This is a genomic window from Pseudomonas urmiensis, from assembly GCF_014268815.2.
GTDB lineage: Bacteria > Pseudomonadota > Gammaproteobacteria > Pseudomonadales > Pseudomonadaceae > Aquipseudomonas > Aquipseudomonas urmiensis.
Map to the genome: position 1 here is coordinate 5511087 of NZ_JABWRE020000001.1, position 22532 is coordinate 5533618.

19 protein-coding genes are annotated in these 22532 nt (G+C 63.9%); 10 read left to right on the forward strand and 9 right to left on the reverse strand.

Annotated features, from left to right (window positions below; genetic code table 11):
• Nucleotides 1-3: 3 nt before the first annotated feature.
• From pyrR to gshB, 5 genes are all read right to left on the reverse strand, one after another.
• The gene (gene pyrR, locus HU737_RS24870; protein WP_186557366.1) at nucleotides 4-522 is read right to left on the reverse strand and encodes a bifunctional pyr operon transcriptional regulator/uracil phosphoribosyltransferase PyrR; all 519 of its coding nucleotides are present in this window, start codon (nucleotides 520-522) and stop codon (nucleotides 4-6) included.
• A gap of 52 nt (nucleotides 523-574) precedes the next feature.
• The gene (gene ruvX, locus HU737_RS24875) at nucleotides 575-1000 is read right to left on the reverse strand and encodes a Holliday junction resolvase RuvX (protein WP_119146817.1); all 426 of its coding nucleotides are present in this window, start codon (nucleotides 998-1000) and stop codon (nucleotides 575-577) included.
• Nucleotides 1000-1569 (reverse strand): YqgE/AlgH family protein, encoded by a 570-nt coding sequence (locus HU737_RS24880; RefSeq protein WP_186557367.1) that lies wholly within the window; start codon nucleotides 1567-1569, stop codon nucleotides 1000-1002. Before HU737_RS24880 ends, ruvX begins: the two co-directional genes overlap by 1 nt.
• A 263-nt stretch (nucleotides 1570-1832) precedes the next feature.
• A complete protein-coding gene (locus HU737_RS24885) occupies nucleotides 1833-2732 on the reverse strand; it encodes an energy transducer TonB (protein WP_186557368.1) in 900 nt (299 codons plus the stop codon).
• A 91-nt stretch (nucleotides 2733-2823) separates the two neighbouring features.
• On the reverse strand, nucleotides 2824-3777 hold the full coding sequence (gene gshB, locus HU737_RS24890; RefSeq protein WP_186557369.1) for a glutathione synthase: 954 nt from the start codon (nucleotides 3775-3777) through the stop codon (nucleotides 2824-2826).
• Between the two features lie 193 nt (nucleotides 3778-3970).
• On the opposite strand from gshB, the gene HU737_RS24895 reads away from it, so the two are divergent.
• From HU737_RS24895 to trhA, 7 genes are all read left to right on the forward strand, one after another.
• Entirely contained in the window at nucleotides 3971-4372 is a 402-nt protein-coding gene (locus tag HU737_RS24895; protein WP_186557370.1) for a response regulator, read from the forward strand.
• Between the two features lie 46 nt (nucleotides 4373-4418).
• A complete protein-coding gene (pilH, locus tag HU737_RS24900; RefSeq protein WP_186557371.1) occupies nucleotides 4419-4784 on the forward strand; it encodes a twitching motility response regulator PilH in 366 nt (121 codons plus the stop codon).
• Nucleotides 4781-5335 (forward strand): chemotaxis protein CheW, encoded by a 555-nt coding sequence (locus HU737_RS24905; protein WP_186557372.1) that lies wholly within the window; start codon nucleotides 4781-4783, stop codon nucleotides 5333-5335. The genes pilH and HU737_RS24905 overlap by 4 nt, the downstream gene beginning before the upstream one ends.
• A gap of 10 nt (nucleotides 5336-5345) precedes the next feature.
• Nucleotides 5346-7406 (forward strand): methyl-accepting chemotaxis protein, encoded by a 2061-nt coding sequence (locus HU737_RS24910; RefSeq protein WP_186557373.1) that lies wholly within the window; start codon nucleotides 5346-5348, stop codon nucleotides 7404-7406.
• Between the two features lie 10 nt (nucleotides 7407-7416).
• Nucleotides 7417-12693 (forward strand): Hpt domain-containing protein, encoded by a 5277-nt coding sequence (locus HU737_RS24915; protein WP_186557374.1) that lies wholly within the window; start codon nucleotides 7417-7419, stop codon nucleotides 12691-12693.
• Complete coding sequence (locus HU737_RS24920) at nucleotides 12686-13159, forward strand: chemotaxis protein CheW (RefSeq protein ID WP_186557375.1); 474 nt, start codon at nucleotides 12686-12688, stop codon at nucleotides 13157-13159. Before HU737_RS24915 ends, HU737_RS24920 begins: the two co-directional genes overlap by 8 nt.
• A 231-nt stretch (nucleotides 13160-13390) precedes the next feature.
• Nucleotides 13391-14008, forward strand: coding sequence for a PAQR family membrane homeostasis protein TrhA (gene trhA, locus HU737_RS24925; protein ID WP_186557376.1), 618 nt, complete (start codon nucleotides 13391-13393; stop codon nucleotides 14006-14008).
• A gap of 9 nt (nucleotides 14009-14017) precedes the next feature.
• On the opposite strand, the gene HU737_RS24930 is transcribed toward trhA, so the two are convergent.
• The 3 genes from HU737_RS24930 to HU737_RS24940 form a co-directional block, all read right to left on the reverse strand.
• Nucleotides 14018-14737, reverse strand: coding sequence for a 16S rRNA (uracil(1498)-N(3))-methyltransferase (locus HU737_RS24930; RefSeq protein ID WP_186557377.1), 720 nt, complete (start codon nucleotides 14735-14737; stop codon nucleotides 14018-14020).
• A gap of 142 nt (nucleotides 14738-14879) precedes the next feature.
• Complete coding sequence (locus HU737_RS24935; RefSeq protein ID WP_186557378.1) at nucleotides 14880-16286, reverse strand: adenosylmethionine--8-amino-7-oxononanoate transaminase; 1407 nt, start codon at nucleotides 16284-16286, stop codon at nucleotides 14880-14882.
• A gap of 81 nt (nucleotides 16287-16367) precedes the next feature.
• On the reverse strand, nucleotides 16368-16859 hold the full coding sequence (locus HU737_RS24940) for a hypothetical protein (protein ID WP_186557379.1): 492 nt from the start codon (nucleotides 16857-16859) through the stop codon (nucleotides 16368-16370).
• 202 nt (nucleotides 16860-17061) lie between these two features.
• On the opposite strand from HU737_RS24940, the gene HU737_RS24945 reads away from it, so the two are divergent.
• The 3 genes from HU737_RS24945 to HU737_RS24955 all read left to right on the forward strand — a co-directional run bounded on the left by HU737_RS24945 (nucleotide 17062) and on the right by HU737_RS24955 (nucleotide 20365).
• Nucleotides 17062-18930: a flavin monoamine oxidase family protein gene (locus HU737_RS24945; RefSeq protein WP_186557380.1), complete on the forward strand. Its 1869-nt coding sequence runs from the start codon at nucleotides 17062-17064 to the stop codon at nucleotides 18928-18930.
• A 273-nt stretch (nucleotides 18931-19203) separates the two neighbouring features.
• Nucleotides 19204-19755, forward strand: coding sequence for a cytochrome b (locus HU737_RS24950; RefSeq protein ID WP_186557381.1), 552 nt, complete (start codon nucleotides 19204-19206; stop codon nucleotides 19753-19755).
• Nucleotides 19756-19786: 31 nt separating this feature from the next.
• Nucleotides 19787-20365: a YceI family protein gene (locus HU737_RS24955; RefSeq protein WP_186557382.1), complete on the forward strand. Its 579-nt coding sequence runs from the start codon at nucleotides 19787-19789 to the stop codon at nucleotides 20363-20365.
• 65 nt (nucleotides 20366-20430) lie between these two features.
• Here HU737_RS24955 and rhlE2 read toward each other — a convergent pair whose 3' ends face one another.
• Complete coding sequence (gene rhlE2 / locus HU737_RS24960) at nucleotides 20431-22338, reverse strand: RNA helicase RhlE2 (RefSeq protein ID WP_186557383.1); 1908 nt, start codon at nucleotides 22336-22338, stop codon at nucleotides 20431-20433.
• Between the last annotated feature and the right edge of the window lie 194 nt (nucleotides 22339-22532).

Here is a 22532-nt window from a genome sequence, read left to right on the forward strand (position 1 = left end):
CTCTTAAAGGGCGGAAGCGGTGGCGAGGTCCTGGCGCTCGAGGGCGAGCGGTGCGGGTCCGGTCAATTTTACCCGCTCATGGGCGGCCAGCGACAGGGTGGCACCGAGCACATTGGGACGGATCGGCAATTCGCCGGCATCCAGGTCCAGCAGGCAGACCAGGGTGACACTGGCGGGGCGGCCATAATCGAACAGTTCGTTGAGCGCGGCGCGAATGGTGCGACCGCTCATCAGCACGTCATCGACCAGCACCAGGTGCTGGCCTTCGACTTCGAAGGGCAACTCGGAGGGACGCACCTGCGGGTGCAAGCCATTCTGGCTGAAATCATCGCGGTAGAACGACACGTCGAGGGTGCCCAGCGGGCTTGTGTCGGCCAGCTCCTGTTGCAGGGCCTGGGCTACCCACACGCCACCGGTACGGATGCCGATGAAGCGTGGCTCGGCAATGGCGCGGCGGGCCAGGTGGGCGCGTAGGTCGACGGCCATCTGCCGGATCAGCTCGGCGGGATTGGGTAGGCTCATTGCGTGCTCCTCGGGGCGCCGGGTTGGCCCGGCGGCAAAGCGAATGAAGGAATTAGGTGTTGGCCTCCAGCCAGCCCTGCAACAGCAGCGCTGCGGCGATGGCGTCGACCGGATTGTCACGGTAGCTGCCGCGCTGGCCGCCACGGGCCATGCGCTCGCCCTTGGCTTCGAAGGTGGTCAGGCGTTCGTCGTGGGTGTGCACCGGCAGGTTGTAGCGCCCGTGCAAGCGATTGGCGAATTTTTGCGCGCGGGCGCTCATCTCGCTGGGCGTGCCGTCCATGTTCAATGGCAGGCCGACGACGATGGCATCGGGCTTCCATTCTTTGATCAGTTTTTCTACCTGGGCCCAGTCGGGGATGCCGTCCTGGGCTTTGAGGGTGCACAGCTCGCGGGCTTGGCCGGTGATCACCTGGCCCACCGCGACGCCGATCTGTTTGGTGCCGTAGTCAAAACCCAGCAGCAGGCGTAGCTCGCTCATCAGGCGTGGCCCGCCTGGCTGGTCAGCAGGCTGAGGTTGATCCCCAGCAGTGCAGCGGCAGCTTCCAGGCGCTGCTCGCTGGCCAGGCCAAAGATGATCTCGGCATCGAACGGGCAGTTGAGCCAGGCGTTGTCGGCCAGCTCAGCTTCCAGTTGACCTGCTTCCCAGCCGGCGTAACCCAAGGTAATCAGGCTCTGTTTCGGCCCGTTGCCTTCAGCGATGGCGAACAGCACATCCTGCGAGGTGGACAGCGACAGGCCGTCGAGCTCGATGGTGGCCTGGAAGCTGCGCTCCGGGGTGTGCAGGACGAAGCCACGGTCGGTTTGGACCGGGCCGCCTTGGTAGATCGGGATCTGCAGGGTGCTGGCAGGCGCCTCATCGTCGGGGCGCAATTGCTCGAGGATGTCGGCCAGGTTCAGCTCCTGGGGCCGGTTGACCACCAGGCCCATGGCGCCATTGGCGTTGTGCTCGACGATGTAGGTCAGGGTCTGGGCAAAGTTCGGATCGGCCATGTGCGGCATGGCGATCAGGAACTGATGCTTGAGGTAACTCGGCGTGAGGGTTTTCATGGGGGATAGTGTGGCGCCAGGTGGCGAGACTGACAAGGTGCTGCACAGTGTCTGCAGTCCCGACCGCACACTGTCGTGCATTGGATAGGTCATTGGCAGCGCTGCCCGACCTTGTGGGGGCGGGCTTGCCCGCGAAGAGACCGGTTTGAGCACCCTTGTGGATGGCCAGGCTTCGCCCTCGTTCGCGGGCAAGCCCGCTCCCACAGGCCCGCTCCCACAGGGTGGGTGCCAGATCAACCCATCAGCATGGGTTCAGTAATGGCCTAATTGCTCGACAAGCGGTCGCCGCGGGCAAAGCGCCAGGTGCGGATGATCTCCAGGCGATCGAACTCGGCCAGATCCCCGGTAAACGGCGCAAATGGCGCCGCCAGGCGCACAATGCGTTGGGCAGCCTGGTCGAGCACCGGTTGGCCGGACGACTCCAGGACCAACACCTCATACAGCGAGCCATCGCGGTTGATCGACACCATCATGCGCAGATTGCCGTAGATCTGCTGGCGGCGGGCATCGTCGGGATAATTGAGGTTGCCGACCCGCTCGACCTTCTTGCGCCATTCCTCTTTGTACCAGGCGCCTTTGTCGCGCATGGTCGAGGCGGCATTGAGGCGGTGGATGCGCGGGCGCTTGGCATACAGCTGTTGTTCGTTGGACAGCTCTGCCTCAAGGCTGGCGATCTGGCTGGACAGCTGCGAGCTGTCGAAGTCGGGCGTGGCCGCGGCAGGCTTGGGCTGTGGCTTGCTTTCCTTGGGCTTGGGCTCGACCTTGTGCAGCTTGCTCGCCTGCGTGGCCACCGCGGACTTGTGTGGCGCCGGCGGGGTCTCGGGCTTGGCCGCAGGGGGCGGGGTGACCTTGTTGATCTTGCTGTCCTGGAACGGTGCAAGTTCGGTGGTCTTGGGCACCGCCTTCTTGTCCAGGGTGCCGCTGCCTTGCTGATTGTCCTGGGCCTGGAAGTCGGCCTTCTCGGGCGGCTTTTCGCTCTTGAAGGTGGCCAGGGTGATGTCCATGGTGTGGCGGATTTCACTGGGCTTGACCACGGTAAAGCCGACGCCAAGGATCAGCGCCAGGTGCACCAGGGCAGCCAGGAACAGGGTAAAGCCGAGCCGGTCCGCCGGGCGAACGCGGGGTGGCAGCATGTCGGCAGGGATGTCGGCGGGCAGCGTCATCAGGTATCCAGCAACCGCGAAGCGGGGCAGCAGGTCAGGTGAAAAAGACCCGCATCATACCCCACTGCGCGGTTTTGCTCCGCGTTGGTGGTCAGCGCGCCTTGAGCTTGCGATCAATGGCGTCCATCAGTTGCGCACCAATCTGGGTGCCAAAGGCGTTGTCGATCTCGCGGATGCAGGTCGGGCTGGTGACGTTGATCTCGGTCAGGTGCTCGCCGATCACGTCCAGGCCGACGAACAGCAGGCCCTTCTCCCGCAGGGTCGGGCCGACCTGGGCGGCAATCCAGCGGTCGCGTTCGGTCAGCGGGCGCGCCTCGCCACGGCCACCGGCGGCCAGGTTGCCACGGGTCTCGCCGCTGGCCGGAATGCGCGCCAGGCAGTACGGCACTGGCTCGCCGTCGATCATCAGGATGCGCTTGTCGCCATCCTTGATCGCCGGCAAGTAGGCCTGGGCCATGATCTGCTGGGTGCCCAGCGCAGTCAGGGTCTCGAGGATCACCGACAAGTTGGGGTCGCCGACCCGGTGGCGGAAGATCGAGGTGCCGCCCATGCCATCCAGCGGCTTGAGGATGACATCGCCATGCTCGGCGGCGAATTGGCGAATGATGTCCGGACGTCGGCTGACCAAGGTCGGCGGGGTGCACTGCGGGAACAGCGTGGCGAACAGCTTTTCGTTGCAGTCGCGCAGGCTCTGCGGGCGGTTGACCACCAGCACGCCAGCGGCCTCGGCCTGCTCCAGCAGGTAGGTGCTGTAGACGAACTCCATGTCGAACGGCGGATCCTTGCGCATCAGGATCACATCCAGGTCGCTCAGCGGCAGATCGGCTTCGGCGTCCAGCTCGAACCAGTGCGCCGGGTCGGCGAACACCTTGAGCCCGCGCACCTTGGCGCGGGCCACGCCCTGGTTCTGGTAGAGGTCCTGCTGCTCCATGTAGAACAGCGTCCAGCCGCGCTCCTGGGCTGCCAGCAGCATGGCCAGCGAACTGTCTTTCTTGTAGGAGATGGCCGCGATGGGGTCCATGACAATCCCGAGGCGAACGCTCATCGGTAGTTTCCTCTTGGCGGCGCCTGGCCGCGATGACTGGAAAGAAAAGTGGCTCAGGGTGGCGCCGCACGCGTGGATGGTCAAGGGGGGCAGCAGATGGAATGGCCACACGGAGTGTGCTAAAAATGCCTGCATAGGCCTTCGGGCGATTCAATCGCGGGCAAGCCTCGCGATAAGCGGACTCAACGCGATTATGGAACAACCCCTGAAGGTGATGGTGATCGACGACTCGCGTACGATCCGCCGCACCGCCCAGATGCTGCTGAGCGAAGCCGGCTGTGAGGTGATTACCGCCAGCGACGGCTTCGATGCGCTGGCCAAGATCGTCGACCACATGCCGCGGATCATCTTCGTCGATGTGCTGATGCCGCGCCTGGACGGTTACCAGACCTGCGCCGTGATCAAGCACAACAGCGCCTTCAAGGACACCCCGGTGATCCTGCTGTCGTCACGCGACGGCCTGTTCGACAAGGCCCGCGGGCGGGTGGTCGGCTCCGATCAATTCTTGACCAAACCCTTCAGCAAAGAAGAACTGCTCGATGCGATCAGGGCGCATGTGCCCGAATTCGCCGCGCAGGAACAACACGCACCCTGACCCCGCCGGTGCTGGCGGCGTCACTTTTCCTTGATGGGGAAACAGCATGGCCCGAGTTCTGATTGTCGACGACTCGCCGACAGAGTTGCACAAACTGACCGCAATACTGGTAAAGCATGGCCATGAGGTCCTTAAAGCGGAAAACGGCGCCAATGGCGTAGCCCTGGCCCGTCAGGAGAAGCCCGACGTGGTCCTGATGGATATCGTCATGCCGATCCTCAATGGTTTCCAGGCCACCCGACAGCTGGCCAAGGACCCGGCGACCAGCGCCATTCCGGTAATTGTCATCACCGCCAAAGACCAGGATACCGACCGCATCTGGGCATCGCGTCAGGGCGCCCGTGATTTTCTGATCAAGCCAGTGGAAGAAGAGGCGCTGATCGCCAAACTCAAAGAAGTGCTCGCAGGTTGACCACCCGCCCGCAAGGCGCGTCGCTGACCGCCTTCGAGTTGCTGCTGGATATCGACCGGCGCTGCCGCCTGCTGGTGGCCGACCAACCGCTGCAGGACAACCGCTTGCAGCAGTGGAGCGGGATTGGTTTTCGGATTGCCGGGCAGTGGTTCGTGGCGCCGATGGGCGAAGTCGCCGAAGTCTTGCGTGAACCGCGCAGCAGCCGTGTGCCGGGGGTGCAGCCGTGGGTCTGCGGCGTTGCCAACCTGCGTGGACGGCTGTTGCCGGTGATGGACCTGAGCAGCTTCTTCGGCCTCGGCCCGGTAGCGCCGGGCAAGCAGCGGCGCGTGCTGGTGTTGGACCACGAAGACCTGTTCGCCGGGCTGTTGGTCGATGAGGTGCTGGGATTGCAGCACTTCGCCTTGAGCAGCCTCGACCTGTCGCCGCCGCAGCCGCTGTTGCGCGCAGCGGCGCCGTTCGTTCAGGGGCATTTCCCGCGGGAGCGCAATTGGGCGATCTTCAGTCCGTTCGCCCTGGCCCAGGCGCCGGGCTTTCTTGATGTAGCGTTGTAGAGGATCGACCGTGAACAAGCCCGCCAGCCCCGTCACTCCACCCGCCGTGACTCCGCGTGCGCGCAGCAGTGCGCAGATCACCGTGCTGTTCGTGGTGCTGATCCTGTCGATCGTCTTGCTGTTCGCCAACTTCGCCTACCTCAATACCCAGTCCAACTACGACAAGCAGTACATCGGCCATGCCGGCGAGCTGCGCGTGCTGTCCCAGCGCATTGCCAAGAACGCCACCGAAGCTGCCGCAGGCAAGGCCCTGGCGTTCAGGTTGCTGTCGGATGCGCGCAACGACTTCGAGCGTCGCTGGAGTTACCTGCGCGAAGGCGACAAGACCACGGCGTTGCCAGCAGCTCCGGCGAAGATGCGCGATGAAATGGAGGCGGTGCGCCAGGATTGGGAAAACCTGCGCAAGAACACCGACACCATCTTGGCCAGCGAGCAGACCGTATTGTCGCTGCACCAGGTGGCGGCAACCCTGGCCGAAACCGTGCCGCAGTTGCAGGTCGAATATGAAAAGGTGGTGGAAATCCTCCTGCAGAGCGGCGCGCCCGCCAGCCAGGTGGCGGTGGCGCAGCGTCAGTTGCTGTTGGCTGAGCGCATTCTCGGTTCGGTCAACACCGTGCTGGCCGGCGATGACACCGCAGTGCAGGCCGCAGACGCCTTTGGCCGCGATGCCAGCCGCTTCGGTCAGGTGCTCGAAGGCATGCTCGGCGGCAACCCGGCGATCCAGGTCACCCGGGTCGAGGATGCCGACGCCCGCGCGCGGCTGGCCGAGATCGCCGAGTTGTTCCAGTTCGTCGCCGGCAGCGTTGATGAAATTCTGGAAACCTCGCCTGAGCTGTTCCGTGTGCGCGAAGCCGCGAGCAACATCTTCAGCCTGTCGCAGACCTTGCTTGATGAGGCCTCGCACCTGGCCAACGGCTTCGAGAACCTGGCCAACGGGCGCACCCTGGATACTGTCGGCGGCTACGTACTGGGCCTGATTGCCTTGGCCTCGATCATCCTCATCGGTTCGGTGATGGTTCGTGCCACTAACCGCCAACTGCGCGAAACCGCCGAGAAGAACGAACGCAACCAGCAGGCGATCATGCGCCTGCTCGATGAAATCGAAGAACTGGCCGACGGCGACCTGACCGTGACGGTTTCGGTGACCGAGGACTTCACCGGAGCGATCGCCGACTCGATCAACTATTCCGTCGACCAGTTGCGCGATCTGGTCGCGACCATCATCCACAGCGCCGTGCAAGTGGCCGCTGCGGTGCAAGACACGCAAAACACCGCCCGCCAGTTGGCCAAGGCCTCCGAGCACCAGGCCGACCAGATCAGCGAAGCGTCGCTGGCGGTCGGCGACATGGTCGAGTCGATCGACCGCGTCTCGGCGCATGCCTATGAGTCGGCCAAGGTCGCCGAGCGTTCGGTGGCCATCGCCAACAAGGGCAACGAGGTGGTGCACAACACCATCCAAGGCATGGACAACATCCGCGAGCAGATCCAGGACACCGCCAAACGGATCAAACGCCTGGGTGAGTCGTCGCAGGAGATCGGCGATATCGTCAGCCTGATCGACGACATTGCCGAGCAGACCAACATCCTCGCGCTCAACGCCGCGATCCAGGCCTCGCTGGCCGGGGAGGCGGGGCGCGGGTTTGCCGTGGTCGCCGACGAAGTGCAGCGCCTGGCGGAGCGCTCCTCGTCGGCCACCCGCCAGATCGAAGCGCTGGTGCGTACCATCCAGACCGACACCAACGAGGCGGTGATTTCCATGGAGCAGACCACCGCCGAGGTGGTACGTGGTGCGCGCCTGGCGCAGGATGCCGGGGTTGCCCTGGCCGAGATCGAAGGGGTTTCGCAGACCATGGCCGATCTTATCCACAGTATCTCCGATGCCGCCCAGTTGCAGACTTCCTCGGCCGGGCAGATTTCCCACACCATGGCGGTGATCCAGCAAATCACCGCGCAGACCTCCGCCGGCTCCGGTGCCACCGCCGACAGCATTCGCCACCTGGCGCGCATGGCCAGTGAGATGCGCCGCTCGGTTTCCGGTTTCACCCTGCCGGCACCCGCCGAGCCGCGTTGAGGAATCACCCATGGCCTCTGCCGAAGTGAGCCCCGAACGCCACGACACGGTCGCCCTGGCCTGGACCAAGGCGCCGATTCTCGATTGCCTGGCGCAGGCGCGCCAGGCCCTGGAGCGCTTTGCCGGCGACCCCGGCGATCTGTCGATGCTGGCCTTTTTTGTGGATAACCTGCACCAGGTGCATGGCTGCCTGCGCATGCTTGAGCTGCGTGGCGCAACGCGCCTGGCCGAAGAACTCGAGCTGCTTGGCCGGGCCATGGCTGACGGCCAGATCACCCCGCGGGGCGATTGCCTGGGCGCGATGTTCCGTGGTCTGGAGCAACTGCCGCCGTATCTTGAGCGCCTGCGCGGCGCCCGCCATGACCTGCCGCTGGTCATGCTGCCGCTGCTCAACCGCCTGCGCGAGTGTCGCGGCGTCGAGGCGTTGGCCCAGGGCAGCCTGATGGGCGACGCGGCGCAGCGCCTGGCGGGCGCGGCGGATCTGGCTGACCTCGACTTGTCGCTGGGCAACTGGCGCGAACAATTGCAGGCCGGCCAAGGCCGCGATGCCCTGCGCTCGGTGGTCAGCGCGCTGTGCGACGACCTGATGCGCATCAAGGATTGCCTGGACCAGTTCGTGCGCGGCGAGCAGTCGCGTGAGCAACTCGATGCCCTGGTATCGCCGTTGCGCCAAGTCGCGGACACCCTGGCGGTGCTGAATTTCCAACAGCCGCGGCGGGTGATCATCGACCAGGTGCTGGCCTTGCAGGCCCTGGCCCAAGACCAGCAACCGGTGGACGATGCCCTGTTGATGGACGTCGCCGGGGCGCTGCTGTACGTCGAGGCGACCCTCAACGGCATGGTCGGCCCACTGGAAGAGAGTGGCCAAGGCAGCATGCCAGGCTCGGACCTGGCGCAGATCCGTCAACTGGTGCTGAGTGAGGCGGTATCGGTGCTGCAGCAGGCCAAGGACCTGATCGGCGACTGCCTTGAATCCGGCTGGCCCCGCCAGCGCTTGCAGGCGCTGCCGGGCTTGCTGCACCAGGTGCGCGGGGCGCTGTCGATGCTGATGCTGCCAGCCGCCGCCGAGCTGTTCGCTGGCGCCGCCGGCTATGTGCAGGGCTGGCTGGCGCACCTGGACGAAGAGCCGCCGCAGGCTGAACTGACCCACCTGGCCGACGCCCTCAGTGCTGGCGAATGCTATCTGCAATGGCGGGTGGCCGATCCGCTGGCCGATGCGCAGCCATTCATTGAAATGGCCCGTGCCAGCCTGGCTGCGCTGGGTGTGACTTGCCGCATTGGCGGGTTGGCCGATGAGGTCGAGGAAATCGATGCCGAACTGCGTGAGGTGTTTCTCGAAGAAGCCAACGAGCTGTTGCCAGACCTTGAGCGGCACTGGCTGCGCTGGCGCGCCGACAACAGTTTGCGCGATGCCCTGATCGAAGTCCGTCGAGCTTTGCACACGCTCAAGGGCAGTGGGCGGATGGTCCATGCCCAGGCCCTCGCCGAATTGGCCTGGGGCGCCGAGCACCTGATCAACCGCGCGCTGGAAGGACGGGTGAGCCTGGCGGGCGAGAGTGTGGTCGCCTTGCAGCAGGTGTTCGTGCGTCTTCCAGACCTGCTTGCCGATTTTGCCGTCGGTCATCTGCCGCCGCTGGCCGAAGTCGAGCCGTTGTCGGCGCACTTGCATGGCTTGGCCAACAACCAGACCAGCAGCGCCGCCGAAGTCGACGGGCTCGACCCGCAGTTGCTGGAGATCTTCCGTAACGAGGCCCAGGGCCACATGGCCAGCCTGGAGGCGTTTTTGCAGGAGACGCACGGCCAGGACACACCGGTCAGCGACAGCTTGCAGCGCGCCCTGCACACGCTCAAGGGCAGCGCCGCCATGGCCGGGGTGATGCCGATCGCCGAGCTGGCCACCGCCTTCGACCGCCTGGCGCGAGAATACAAAGGCCACCAGCTGCCGTTGCAGCTGGCCGAGATCGACTGGCTGGAAGCCGGGCGCACGCTGTTCCAGTTGGGCCTGAGCCAACTGGGCAGCACGCCGCTGGCAGCCATTCCCGGCGCTGCCGAGCTGATCGAGCAAGTTGGTCAAGGCGTCGATGGCCGTTTGGCCAGCTTGCAGGATGAGCCCCATCACAGTCGCCGGCGCCGCGACCCTCAGCTGATCGCCAACTTTCTCGCCCAGGGCATGGACATCCTGCTCGATGCCGAGTCGATGCTTTCGAGCTGGCAGCAGCATCCGGAGCAACGCCAGGCGCTGGAGGCCCTGCTCGACGAGCTGACCACGCTCAGCCATGGCGCCCACCTGGCGGACCTGTGGCAGCTGGATGAGCTCTGCGAAGGCCTGCTCGATCTGTACGGGGCGGTGGAAGAGGGCAGCCTGGCGGCTGACCCAGCGTTCTTCGCCCAGGCCCAACAAGCCCATGACGCGCTGATCGACATGCTCGACGAGGTCGCTGCCGGGCAGGAAGTGACCGCGCGCCCAGAATGCCTCGATGGCCTGCGCGCGCTGTTGGACACGGCGCTGGCGCCTGATGCCACCGGGTTGGTGGGGCGCGAGGGCGTGACGCCATTGCCGGCTGTGGATAACAGCTCGGAACCGGCGTTGGTGCAACTGTTTCTCGAAGAGGCCGGGGATATCCTCGACAGTGCCGACCAGGCGCTGCAGCAGTGGCAGCAGGACAGCGAAAGCGCGTCGAACCTGTCGGCGTTGCAGCATGAGGTGCAAACCCTCAAGGGCGGCGCGCAGATGGCTGCGGTAGGCGCGGTGGAGATTCTCGCCCAGGAGCTGGCGCTGCTCTACGAGGGCCTGGTGGATCGCCGCCTGGGCCCCAGCGCGGCGCTGTTCGAGCTGCTCAAGCGCAGCCATGCGGCGCTGGCCGAGATGCTCGAAAGCCTGCGCGAGGGGCAATCACCAGCCTCGGCGGTAGCGCTGCTCGCGCAGCTGCGTGAGTTTCGCCATGCACCTGCGCCTGCCGAACTGTCAGAATCGCCTCCAGAGGTCGACAGCCCTGGCGACAAGGAACTGCTCGACGTGTTCCTCGAAGAGAGCTCCGACATCGTCGAAAGCTCTGCAGCCGCGCTGGCGCGTTTGCAGGCTGATCCGCGCAGTAGCGTCGAAGTCGAAACCCTGCTGCGTGACCTGCACACGCTCAAAGGCGGCGCACGCATGGTCGAGATCGCCGCCATTGGCGACCTCGCCCACGAACTGGAATTTCTTTACGAATTGCTCGCCGCTGGGCGTTTGCCCGCGACCCCGGCGCTGTTCTCGCTGCTGCAAAACTGCCACGACCGCCTGGCGCACATGCTCGATGCGGTGCGCCTGGGCCAGCCGTTGCATGCCGCCACGGCGCTGATCGACTACATCCGTAACTTCAGCAGCGCCGCCTTGACTGACAGTGTGGCCAGCCAGGGCCCAGCCGACATCGCCCCTGCCGAAGCCCCGGTTGCCGCTGCGGAGCGTGCGCCGGGCGACATGGTCAAGGTCGATGCCGAGCTGCTCGATGACCTGGGCAACCTGGCGGGTGAGCATTCGGTGATCCGTGGGCGTATCGAGCAACAGGTCAACGACGCCCAATTCGCCCTCAACGAGATGGAAACTACCCTTGAGCGGATGCGCGACCAACTGCTGCGCCTGGACATTGAGACCCAGGGGCGCATGTCCAGCCGCTACCAGGCCGAGGGCGACGCCTACGATGACTTCGACCCCCTGGAGATGGACCGCCACTCACAGTTGCAGCAGTTGTCGCGGGCGCTGTTCGAGTCGGCCTCGGACCTGCTCGATCTGAAGGAAACCCTGACCCAGCGTGCTCAGGAAGCGCAGAGCCTCCTGCAACAGCAGGCGCGGGTCAACAGCCAGTTGCAAGAGGGCCTGACCGCCACCTTGATGGTGCCGTTCGAGCGCCTGGTGCCGCGTTTGCAGCGGGTAGTGCGGCAAGTGGCCAGCGAGCTTGGCAAGCAAGTCGAGCTGGTGGTTGGCAATGCTGAGGGCGAGCTCGACCGCAGCGTCCTGGAGCGCATGGTGGCGCCACTGGAGCATATGCTGCGCAATGCCGTCGACCATGGCCTGGAGTCGCGTGACGTGCGCCTGGCGGCGGGCAAGCCTGAGCTGGGCACGATTCACCTGAACCTGCTGCACGAAGGCGCCGACATCGTCATCGAAATGAGCGATGACGGCGCTGGGGTGCCCTTGGCTGCGGTGCGCGACAAGGCCATCAAGCGCGGCTTGCTCGACCCGCAAGCGCGCTTGAGCGATCACGAGATCCTGCAGTTCATCCTGCGGCCAGGCTTCTCCACGGCGGAAAAGATCACGCAGATTTCCGGGCGTGGCTTGGGCATGGATGTGGTCCACGAAGAGGTCAAGCAGCTCGGCGGCTCGATGAGTATCGAATCCAGTCCAGGCAAGGGCGCACGCTTCCTGATTCGCCTGCCGTTCACCGTTTCGATCAACCGGGCATTGATGGTGCACCTGGGTGATGAGCAATACGCGATCCCGCTCAACACCATCGAAGGTATCGTGCGCGTGCCGCCGGCCGAGCTTGCCGCCTGCTACCAGTTGGAGGCGCCGCGTTACGTGTATGCCGGCCATGCCTATCAGTTGCGCTATCTCGGCGAGCTGTTGCAAGGCGGCAGTGCCCGGCCAAGCCTGCTCGGACAAAGCGTGCCGCTGCCGGTGGTGCTGGTGCATTCCCATGAGGAGTCGTTCGCCATCCAGGTTGACAGCCTGTCGCCGAGCCGCGAGATCGTGGTGAAGAGCCTGGGGCCGCAGTTCGCTGCTGTACCTGGCCTGTCTGGGGCAACCTTGCTCGGCGATGGCCGGGTGGTGCTGATTCTCGATCTGCTCGGTCAGCTACGGGGCCAGCAGCGGCGTCTGGCGCGTCTGCCGGGCGGTAATGATCGACAGCACCAGCTGTTCGGCCCGGCGCCGCGTCAGCGTTTGTTGATCATGGTGGTGGACGACTCGGTGACCGTGCGCAAGGTCACCAGCCGCTTGCTCGAGCGCCACGGCATGAGCGTGCTGACCGCCAAGGATGGCCTCGATGCCATGGCCCTGCTCGAAGAACATCGGCCAGATGTGTTGTTGCTGGACATCGAGATGCCGCGCATGGACGGCTTTGAAGTGGCCACGCGGATCCGCCGCGACCAGCGCCTGAAAGATCTGCCGATCATCATGATCACCTCGCGCAGCGGCCAGAAGCACCGCGACCGAGCCATGGCCATCGGCGTCAATGATTACCTTGGCAAGCCGTATCAGGAATCGGTGTTGCTGCAGAGCATCGCTCACTGGAGCCAATCGCATGCTTGAACATATTGCCGGTCAACGCAGCACCTTGACCGGGCTGTTGTTACCGCTGGGCGATCGCACCCTGGTGTTGCCCAATGTCGCGGTGGCCGAATTGATTGGCCAGCGCGCGCTGTCGTGCCAGATTGGCGAGCCGCGTTGGCACCTGGGCTGGATCGACTGGCGTCAGCAGCGCTTGCCGTTGATTGGCTTCGAGGCTGCCTGTGGTGCAGAGACGGTGTGTGGCGAGCGCGCGCGGATTGTCGTGCTCAATGCACTGGGCGATACCGGCCTGCGTTACTTGGCGTTGTTGCTGCAGGACATTCCACGCTCGTGCAAGCTCGACAGCCAGCTCAATTATGTCGATGTGCCGCTGAGCGAACTGGAGCTGGCGGCGGTGCAGGTGGCCGAGCAGGTGGCGCGGGTGCCGGATCTGGTGGGGCTGGAGCGCATGGTGCGTGACGCGGATCTGCAACCTGTTGCGGGTTAGGATAGGGCGTCAAACTTGAAGCCGCGTGGCCCTTTTCGCGGGCAAGCCCGCTCCCACAGGAACAGCGTTGGCTTGGGCTCCTCGCTCACCCTGTAAAGGATGTTGCGGATTGTCCCCGGGCTCCCCGCTTACCCTGTGGGAGCGGGCTTGCTCGCGAAAAGCACGACGCGGTGCTTGCCTTAAAACACACCAAATCAGGAACCTGCCCCGCCATCGGAGGTCTGTGTTTGCATGTATTACGGTGAACGCTTCAATGCCTGGACGCACCTGGTCGGTGCGGTACTGGCCTGCATAGGCGCTATCTGGCTGATCGTTGCGGCCGGGTTGCAGGGCGATCCCTGGAAGATCGTCAGTTTCTCCATCTACGGCGGCACCCTGTTGCTGCTCTACAGCATCTCGACCCTCTACCACAGCACTCGCGGGCGGGCGAAGGTGATCATGCGCAAGCTCGATCACTTGTCGATCTACCTGCTGATCGCCGGCAGCTATACCCCGTTCTGCCTGGTCAGCCTGCGCGGGCCTTGGGGCTGGAGCCTGTTCGGGGTGGTCTGGGGGCTGGCGGTGATCGGCATGCTCCAAGAGATCAAGCCACGCTCCGAAGCGCGGGTGCTGTCGATCATCATCTACGCGGTCATGGGCTGGATCGTGCTGGTGGCGGTCAAGCCCCTGCTGCACACCCTCGGCGGTGCTGGCTTTGCCTGGCTGGCAGCCGGTGGTGCGTTCTACACCATCGGCATCATCTTCTTCGCCTTCGACAGCCGCTTTCGCCATTGGCATGGCATCTGGCATCTGTTCGTCATCGCCGGCAGCTTGCTGCACTTCATCGCAGTGTTCTTCTACGTGCGTTAGGGCACGCGTTTAGAAGTCGCCCCATAGCTGCTGGGCCACCGACAGCGCCACCACCGGCGCGGTTTCGGTGCGCAGCACGCGTGGGCCGAGGCGGGCGGCGTGGCAGCCGGCGTTTTTGGCCTGCTCCACTTCGGCGTCGCTCAAACCACCCTCTGGGCCGATCAGGAAGGCCAGGCGCGCTGGGCGTGCATGGCTGGTCAGCGGCTCGGCTACCGGGTGCAAGACCAGCTTGAGGTCGGCCTCGGTTGCCTTGAGCCATTCAGCCAGGGTCAGCGGTGGATGGATCACGGGCAGGGTCGAGCGGCCGCATTGCTCGCACGCGCTGATCGCCACCTGGCGCCAGTGTGCCAGGCGCTTGTCGGCGCGTTCGTCCTTGAGGCGTACTTCGCAGCGTTCGCTGACGATCGGGGTGATTTCGTTGGCACCCAGTTCAGTGGCTTTCTGGATTGCCCAGTCCATCCGCTCGCCACGCGACAGGCCTTGGCCGAGGTGGATATGCAGCGGCGATTCGGCCTGGCCGGGGAGGGCCTGGTCGAGCGTGACGCGTACGCTCTTCTTGCCGACTTCAAGCAGCTGGCCGAGGTATTCCTGGCCGCTGCCGTCGAACAATTGCACGGCATCGCCAGGGGCCATGCGCAGTACGCGGCCGATGTAGTGGGCCTGGGCTTCGGGCAGGTCGTGCTGGCCAAGGCTCAAGGGGGCGTCGATGAAGAAGCGGGACAGTCTCATGGTTCAGCTCAGGGAGTAGGGGGCACAAAGTTCCCTGTAGGAGCGGGCTTGCCCGCGAACAAGACACTGCGGTGTCTGCCAAGGGCTTCGCCCTTGTTCGCGGGCAAGCCCGCTCCTACAGGGTTGGCGGCGATCTTGCGGGCTAGCCCGGATCGCGGAAGTCGGGATGGAAGTCTTTGGGCACTGCCACGCTGACGCTGTCGCGGGTGGCGATGTCGATCCCTTCGCTGGCCACCTCGGCGAGGAAGTCGATCTGTTCTGGGGTAATCACGTAAGGCGGCAGGAAATACACCACGCTGCCCAGCGGACGCAACAAGGCGCCACGGGTCAGGGCGTGCTCGAAGACCTTGAGGCCGCGGCGCTCCTGCCATGGGTAGGCGACTTTGCCGGCCTTGTCCTGGACCATCTCGATCGCCAAGGCCATACCGGTCTGGCGAATCTCGGCCACATGCGGATGATCGGCCAGGTGCGCGGTGGCACTGGCCATGCGCGCCGAGAGCGCCTTGTTGGCCTCGATCACGTTGTCCTGTTCGAAGATGTCCAGGGTCGCCAGCGCTGCGGCACAGGCCAACGGGTTGCCGGTATAGCTGTGCGAGTGGAGGAAGGCGCGCAGGGTTGGGTAATCGTCGTAGAAGGCCTGGTAAACGTCATCGGTGGTCAGGCAGGCGGCCAGCGGTAGATAACCGCCGGTCAGGGCCTTGGACAGGCACAGGAAGTCGGGGCGGATGCCGGCCTGTTCGCAGGCGAACATCGTGCCGGTACGGCCGAAGCCGACGGCGATTTCATCGTGGATCAGGTGGACACCATACCGATCACAGGCCTCGCGCAGCAGCTTGAGGTAGATCGGGTGGTACATGCGCATGCCACCAGCGCCCTGGATCAACGGCTCGACGATCACCGCGGCGACACTGGCGTGATGCTCGGCCAGGGTTTGCTCCATGGCGGCGAACATCGTCCGTGAATGCGCTTCCCAGCTCACCCCTTCGGGGCGCAGGTAGCAGTCGGGGCTGGGCACCTTGATGGTGTCCAGAAGCAACGCTTTATACGTTTCGGTGAACAGCGGCACGTCGCCCACCGACATCGCCGCGATGGTTTCCCCGTGGTAGCTGTTGCTCAGGGTGACGAAGCGCTTCTTGTCCGGCTGGCCCTTGTTCAGCCAGTAGTGAAAGCTCATCTTCAGCGCCACTTCGATGCACGATGAGCCGTTGTCGGCGTAGAACACCCGGTCCAGGCCATCTGGGGTCATGGCGACCAGACGCTCGGACAGCTCGATCACCGGCTGATGGCTGAAGCCTGCGAGGATCACATGCTCCAATTGGTCGACCTGATCCTTGATGCGCTGGTTGATACGCGGATTGGCGTGACCAAAGACATTGACCCACCAGGAGCTGACCGCGTCCAGGTAGCGCTTGCCCTCGAAGTCCTCCAGCCACACGCCTTCGCCGCGCTTGATCGGGATCAGCGGCAGCTGCTCGTGGTCTTTCATCTGGGTGCAGGGGTGCCACAGGACCTTGAGGTCACGTTGCATCCACTGATCGTTGAGGCCCATGGGCACTTCTCCTGGCGACGCGGCTTGGTTTGACCGCGTAAGCCTAAGCAAAGGTGCCGGGCATCACAACCGTGTTCAGGTTCAGTGCCGCAGGACGGGCCTCCAGCTTAGGGCTGGAATGTGCAGGGTGCTGGCCTGCTTGGTGGAGATGGTCAGCTTGCGAAAGGGCCCCAGCAGCAACTGGCGGGTAGGCGTGCTGGCGAATACCCCCGGAACGTATTCAGTGCCCGATTGGCCACTGAGGGTCAGCCAGTACAGCGGTGGTGCGTCGAGTAGATCGGTGCTGATGCCTAAGTAGTCGCATTCGATCAGGTCGTCTTCATCCAGCCATGGACAGTTGCTAACCACGTAGAAATCGAGCATGACGCAATCGATTTCCTTACCGAAGTCGATCTGCAGGTCGTTGTTTTCACCAATCACCAGTTCAGTGCCGGGATTGCCCTGGAAATCTTGGTAAAGCCCCGCGTATGAGGTGCAATTGGAGGTAATGCTCAAGCCACTGTTGCCCTGCCAGATGTCGTGGGGTTTGAAGTGATGAGGCTGCATGCGGGCAAAGTGCTGATGGCATTCCATGCGCGAGTTTCCATTGGGGCTTGGATGCTGCCACTTTCCACTGCAATCGCCGATTTTGGCTACTGACAAAAATGCCAGTTGCATAAACGACTTGTCGTCGCTCTGCTGGCAGGGTGCCCAAGGGTGACGTATTCTTAACGCATCATCCTGGGGCGTCCCTTCCCCCGATCTCATAAACCTATTTCAACCGGAGTTCGCCGACATGGCTGCTGCTTGGGTGCGCCTGTGCGCGTTGCTATTGATTGGTGTGTCCAGTGGCGCCGCAATCGCCAAGGACAAGACACCTACTGCGATCGTGGTAGGCGGCGGCCTGGCAGGCCTGACCGCAGCCTACGAACTGCAAAACAAGGGTTGGCAAGTGACTTTGCTCGAAGCCAAGTCGGGGATGGGCGGCCGCTCGGGGCTGGCCACTAGCGAATGGATCGGCAACGGCAAGGCGCAGCCAGTCCTCAACCAGTATGTCGACCGTTTCAAGCTGGAAACACTGCCAGCGCCGGAGTTCGTGCGAACGCCGGGTTACCTGATCGACGGCGAGTACTTCAACGCCACAGACCTGGCCACCAAGCAACCTGCCACCGCAGAGGCGCTCAAGCGTTACGAAAAGACCCTCGACGACCTGGCCCGCTCGATCGACGATCCGCTGAACCCGCAGGCTAACAGCACGCTGTTCGCCCTCGACCAGATCAACGTGTCGACCTGGCTCGACAAGCTGCAACTGCCAACCACAGCTCGGCAGCTGATCAACCAGCAGATCCGTACCCGCTATGACGAGCCATCGCGGCTGTCGTTGCTGTATTTCGCCCAGCAGACCCGCGTCTACCGCGGTGTCAGCGACCGCGACCTGCGTGCCGCACGCCTGCCAGGCGGTAGCCCAGTGCTGGCCCAGGCCTTCGTCAAACAACTCAAGACCATCAAGACCAGTTCGCCGGTGACGTCCATCGTCCAGGACAAGGACGGCGTTACCGTCAAGGTCGGTAGCGTCGGCTATCAGGCGGACTACCTGGTGCTGGCGGTGCCGCTGCGGGCGCTGGCCAAGATCCAGATGACTCCAGGCCTGGACAGCAAGCACCTGGCCGCCCTCAAGGGCACCAACTACGGCTGGCGCGACCAGCTGATGCTCAAGTTCAAGACGCCGGTGTGGGAAAGCCGTGCGCGGATGTCTGGCGAGATCTTCAGCAACGCAGGCCTCGGCATGCTGTGGATCGAGCCTGCACTCAAGGGGGGGGCCAACGTGGTGATCAACCTGTCTGGCGATAACGCCCGCCTGTTGCAGGCGTTTGGCGACAAGCAGATGGTCGATCAGGTGCTGATTCGCCTTCACGCGTTCTATCCACAAGCCCGTGGCGCCTTCACGGGCTATGAAGTCAAACGCTACAGCACCGATGCTGGCACCGGTGGCGCTTACCTGGCCTATGGCCCAGGGCAGATCAGCAAGTACTGGCGCCTGTGGGAGCGTCCGGTGCAGCGCGTAGCGTTTGCGGGTGAACACACCGACGCTTTGTACCCAGGCACGCTGGAAGGCGCTCTGCGCAGCGGTCAGCGCGCTGCCGGGCAGGTCCAGGACTTGCTCGCCGGCAAGTCGTTCGACCCAGCCAAGGCCGTGCCGATTGCCGCTGCAGCGACAGCCGGTGCGGTGGCGGCGAAGGAGAAGGGCGGGTTCTTCTCGAACCTGTTCGGCGGTTCTTCCGATAAATCCGACAAGGCACCCGCCAAGGCCGAGCCGGTGACCGCAAAGGAGGCTGAAGGGGGTAAACCGGGCTTCTTCTCGCGCCTGTTCGGTGGCAGTGCCAAGCCTGAAGTGAAGGCTGCGCCAATTGCCAAGGCTGAGGAAGTTGCGCCGGTTTCTGCCCCTGCGCCTGCTCCCGTTGCGCCAACGCCTGTGGCCAAGGAACAGCCCGTCAAACCGGCTGCCAAAGCTGCGCCTGCCAAGTATGCTCCGACGCACAAACCGGCGGCGAAGACTGAGCCGGCGAAGAAGGCCGCCAGCAAGCCTGCGCCAGTGAAGAAGGCGACGGCCAAGTCTGAACCGGCGAAAAAGCCGCTGGCCAATACTCAGGCCAAGGCTGGCTGATTCACACTCGGGGCTGCGTTGCAGCCCATCGCGGGGCAAGCCCGCTCCTACAGGTTCGGCACATACCTTTGTAGGAGCGGGCTTGCCCGCGATGGGACCCACGATTGCGCCTCACCCCTCCCCGACGAATTTCCGCTATGGTTAATGTTTCCTTAATAGCCAATGCACACAATACATATCGGAAAACTCGATCATCCGAGTCAGATTTTTCCGCTTTTATTCGATACGTTACGCGATAGTCTGTGCACAGCTTTCACGGGGAAATACGCCAACATGCAAGTTCGTAACTCACCTTCTCGCTATGGCCTGGTCAGCATCGTCATGCACTGGGGTGTGGCCTTGGCAGTCTTCGGTCTGTTTGGCTTGGGCTTGTGGATGGTCGGTCTGGACTACTACAGCCCGTGGCGCAAATCTGGCCCTGATCTGCACAAAAGCATCGGCCTGGTGCTGTTGGCGGTGATGCTGCTGCGTGTGCTCTGGCGCTTCATCAGCCCGCCGCCACCGGCGCCGGCCAACCATGGGGCATTCACCCGCATGGCCGCCAAGCTGGGGCATCTGGCGCTTTACCTGGGGCTGTTCGCGGTGATGATCGCCGGTTACCTGATCTCTACCGCCGATGGCGTCGGCATTCCGGTGTTTGGCCTGTTCGAAGTGCCAGCGCTGGTCAGTAACCTGCCCGACCAGGCAGATACCGCTGGCGAGATCCATTTTTACCTGGCCTGGGGCCTGGTGATTTTCGCCGGCTTGCATGGTCTTGCAGCACTGAAACACCATTTCATCGACCGTGACGCGACCCTGATCCGCATGCTGGGCCGCAAAGCTTGACTCTCAACCTCAATTGCAAGGAATAGAAAGGATGTTGAAAAAGACTTTTGCCGCTCTGGCGCTCGGTACCGCTCTGCTCTCTGCTGGCCAGGTCATGGCTGCCGAGTACAAGATCGATAAAGAAGGCCAGCACGCGTTCGTTGACTGGAAAATCAGCCACCTGGGCTACAGCTTCATTCACGGTACCTTCAAGGACTTCGATGGCAACTTCACTTGGGACAGCGCCAAGCCTGAAGCCAGCAAGATCAGCGTCGATCTGAAAACCGCCAGCCTGTGGTCCAACCACGCTGAGCGTGACAAGCACATCGCCAGCGCTGACTTCCTCGACGTGAAGAAGTACCCAGAAGCCAAGTTCGTCTCCACCGCGGTCAAATCGACCGGCGACAAGACTGCCGACGTGACCGGTGATCTGACCCTGCACGGCGTGACCAAGCCTGTTACCTTCAAGGCTGTGTTCAACGGTGAAGGCAAGGATCCATGGGGCGGCGAGCGCGCTGGCTTCAACGCCAAGACCACGCTGAACCTGAACGACTTCGGCATCAAGGGCCCAGGCCCAACTTCGCAAACCCTCGACCTGGACATCAGCGTCGAAGGCGTCAAGCAGAAGTAATACGCTGCTCCAGACATGAAAAAGCCGCCCCATTGGGCGGCTTTTTCATGTCTGCGTGATCCGAATCAGCGATTGCGGGTCAGCAGGGCCGGGCGCTCGCCACGCGGGCGGCTCGGCAGATCGTCCAGTTGCTCAGGCGTTGGGTAACGGTCGAGCTTGGATTCCTTGCGGATGATCACGGGCTGGCTTTGCGATTCACGCGGATTGCGTACCGCTGGCTCCTGACGCGAAGCCTCGTCGCGGCCCGCCGAGCGGTTGCGACCTGGGTTGCCATCACGGCGACCACCGCCATTGTTGCTGTTGTTGCGCGGACGTTTCTCGCCCGAACCCTGGCGTGGCTGGCCGCCGTTATTGCTGCGGCCCTGGTTTTGCCCGCCAGCGCCTGCGCCGCGTTGGCCGCTGCCCTGCGCCTGACCCTGGCCAGCAGCGCCACCTGGGCGACGGTTGCGGCCTTGGTTCTTGGCGTTCTGGTAGGGGCTGACGTAGTCGGCGCGGTTGCCGAAGTTATCCACTTCGTCGTCCAGGAACTCGTCGGGTGCGCGGTTGGCCGGCGCTGGCGGAACACGGCTTTCACCCTGGCCAGCCTGCTGCTGACGCGGCTTGCCATCACGCGACTTGCGCGGCTGCTGTTGCTGCTTGTCGGCGGATTTGCTCTTTTCGGCCGACTTCTCAGCTGCCTGGGGCTTGGCCTTGCCTTTATCCTTGCCCTTGTCTTTGCGCCCGCCATTGCTGTCTTTGCCAGCTTCGCCGCGCGACTGGTTACGACCGCCGCGACCGGTGTTTTGCGGGCGCTCGCGCACCTCTGGCTTTTCGGCTTCAACCTGGCTGGCATCAAAGCCCATCAGATCGCCATCCGGGATCTTCTGACGGGTGACGCGCTCGATGCTCTTGAGCAGTTTCTCTTCGTCTGGCGCGACCAGCGAGATGGCTTCACCGGAGCGCCCGGCACGGCCAGTACGGCCAATGCGGTGAACGTAGTCTTCCTCGACATTGGGTAGCTCGAAGTTGACCACGTGCGGCAGCTGGTCGATATCCAGGCCACGGGCAGCAATGTCGGTGGCAACCAGGATACGTACGGTGTTGGCCTTGAAGTCGGCCAGGGCCTTGGTGCGAGCGTTCTGGCTCTTGTTACCGTGGATCGCGGCGGCAGGCAGGCCGTGCTTTTCCAGGTACTCGGCCAGGCGGTTGGCGCCGTGCTTGGTACGGGTGAACACCAGCACCTGTTCCCAGGCGCCGAGGGTGATCAGGTGCGCCAGCAGGGCACGCTTGTGGCTGGCCGGCAGGCGATAGACGCGTTGCTCGATCCGTTCGACCGTGGTGTTCGGCGGCGTGACCTCGATGCGCTCGGGGTTGTGCAGCAGCTTGTCGGCAAGGTCGGTGATGTCTTTGGAGAAGGTCGCCGAAAACAGCAAGTTCTGGCGCTTGGCTGGCAAGCGCGCCAAGACCTTCTTGACGTCATGGATGAAGCCCATGTCGAGCATGCGGTCGGCTTCATCGAGTACCAGGATCTCGACATGGGACAAGTCGACCTTGCCCTGGCCAGCCAGGTCCAGCAGGCGACCGGGGCAGGCGACCAGGACGTCGACGCCCTTGGCCATGGCCTGAATTTGCGGGTTCATGCCGACGCCGCCGAAGATGCAGGCGCTGACCAGGCTGAGGTCGCGGGCATACACCTTGAAACTGTCGTGGACCTGAGCCGCCAGTTCGCGGGTCGGGGTCAGGACCAGTACCCGCGGTTGACGCGGGCCGTGGCGCTGGGACTTGTCGGGGTGGCCACCCGGGAACAGGCGCTCAAGAATCGGTAGGGCGAAACCGCCGGTCTTACCGGTACCAGTCTGGGCGGCAACCATCAGGTCGCGGCCTTGCAACACGGCGGGAATGGCCCGCTGTTGCACCGGGGTGGGCTGGGTATAGCCCGCTGCCTCGATAGCGCGGACAAGAGCCTCGGAGAGACCGAGGGAAGCAAAGGACATGGGCAATCCTGTTCTCGTGGGGGCTAGGCCCTATGGGGTGATCTGCCTGGCGCGACGGGCATCTGAGGGATGCGATCGCGTCCGGTCCAGCTGGGCGTTCACTGCGCATCCGGGAGGCGGCGGGCGTGCATTTGAGGTGCATGGCCGACGGTCGAGATGCCTACTGCGAGGCCGAGCGTCCGGGCGTGAGCCGG

Excerpts from the sequence above, each read along its gene's own strand:
- pyrR (WP_186557366.1), bottom strand. The coding sequence starts at position 522 with ATGAGCCTACCCAATCCCGCCGAGCTGATCCGGCAGATGGCCGTCGAC.
- ruvX (WP_119146817.1), bottom strand. The coding sequence starts at position 1,000 with ATGAGCGAGCTACGCCTGCTGCTGGGTTTTGACTACGGCACCAAACAG.
- HU737_RS24880 (WP_186557367.1), bottom strand. The coding sequence starts at position 1,569 with ATGAAAACCCTCACGCCGAGTTACCTCAAGCATCAGTTCCTGATCGCC.
- HU737_RS24885 (WP_186557368.1), bottom strand. The coding sequence starts at position 2,732 with ATGACGCTGCCCGCCGACATCCCTGCCGACATGCTGCCACCCCGCGTT.
- gshB (WP_186557369.1), bottom strand. The coding sequence starts at position 3,777 with ATGAGCGTTCGCCTCGGGATTGTCATGGACCCCATCGCGGCCATCTCC.
- HU737_RS24895 (WP_186557370.1), top strand. The coding sequence starts at position 3,971 with ATGGAACAACCCCTGAAGGTGATGGTGATCGACGACTCGCGTACGATC.
- pilH (WP_186557371.1), top strand. The coding sequence starts at position 4,419 with ATGGCCCGAGTTCTGATTGTCGACGACTCGCCGACAGAGTTGCACAAA.
- HU737_RS24915 (WP_186557374.1), top strand. The coding sequence starts at position 7,417 with ATGGCCTCTGCCGAAGTGAGCCCCGAACGCCACGACACGGTCGCCCTG.
- HU737_RS24920 (WP_186557375.1), top strand. The coding sequence starts at position 12,686 with ATGCTTGAACATATTGCCGGTCAACGCAGCACCTTGACCGGGCTGTTG.
- trhA (WP_186557376.1), top strand. The coding sequence starts at position 13,391 with ATGTATTACGGTGAACGCTTCAATGCCTGGACGCACCTGGTCGGTGCG.
- HU737_RS24930 (WP_186557377.1), bottom strand. The coding sequence starts at position 14,737 with ATGAGACTGTCCCGCTTCTTCATCGACGCCCCCTTGAGCCTTGGCCAG.
- HU737_RS24935 (WP_186557378.1), bottom strand. The coding sequence starts at position 16,286 with ATGGGCCTCAACGATCAGTGGATGCAACGTGACCTCAAGGTCCTGTGG.
- HU737_RS24940 (WP_186557379.1), bottom strand. The coding sequence starts at position 16,859 with ATGGAATGCCATCAGCACTTTGCCCGCATGCAGCCTCATCACTTCAAA.
- HU737_RS24945 (WP_186557380.1), top strand. The coding sequence starts at position 17,062 with ATGGCTGCTGCTTGGGTGCGCCTGTGCGCGTTGCTATTGATTGGTGTG.
- HU737_RS24950 (WP_186557381.1), top strand. The coding sequence starts at position 19,204 with ATGCAAGTTCGTAACTCACCTTCTCGCTATGGCCTGGTCAGCATCGTC.
- HU737_RS24955 (WP_186557382.1), top strand. The coding sequence starts at position 19,787 with ATGTTGAAAAAGACTTTTGCCGCTCTGGCGCTCGGTACCGCTCTGCTC.
- rhlE2 (WP_186557383.1), bottom strand. The coding sequence starts at position 22,338 with ATGTCCTTTGCTTCCCTCGGTCTCTCCGAGGCTCTTGTCCGCGCTATC.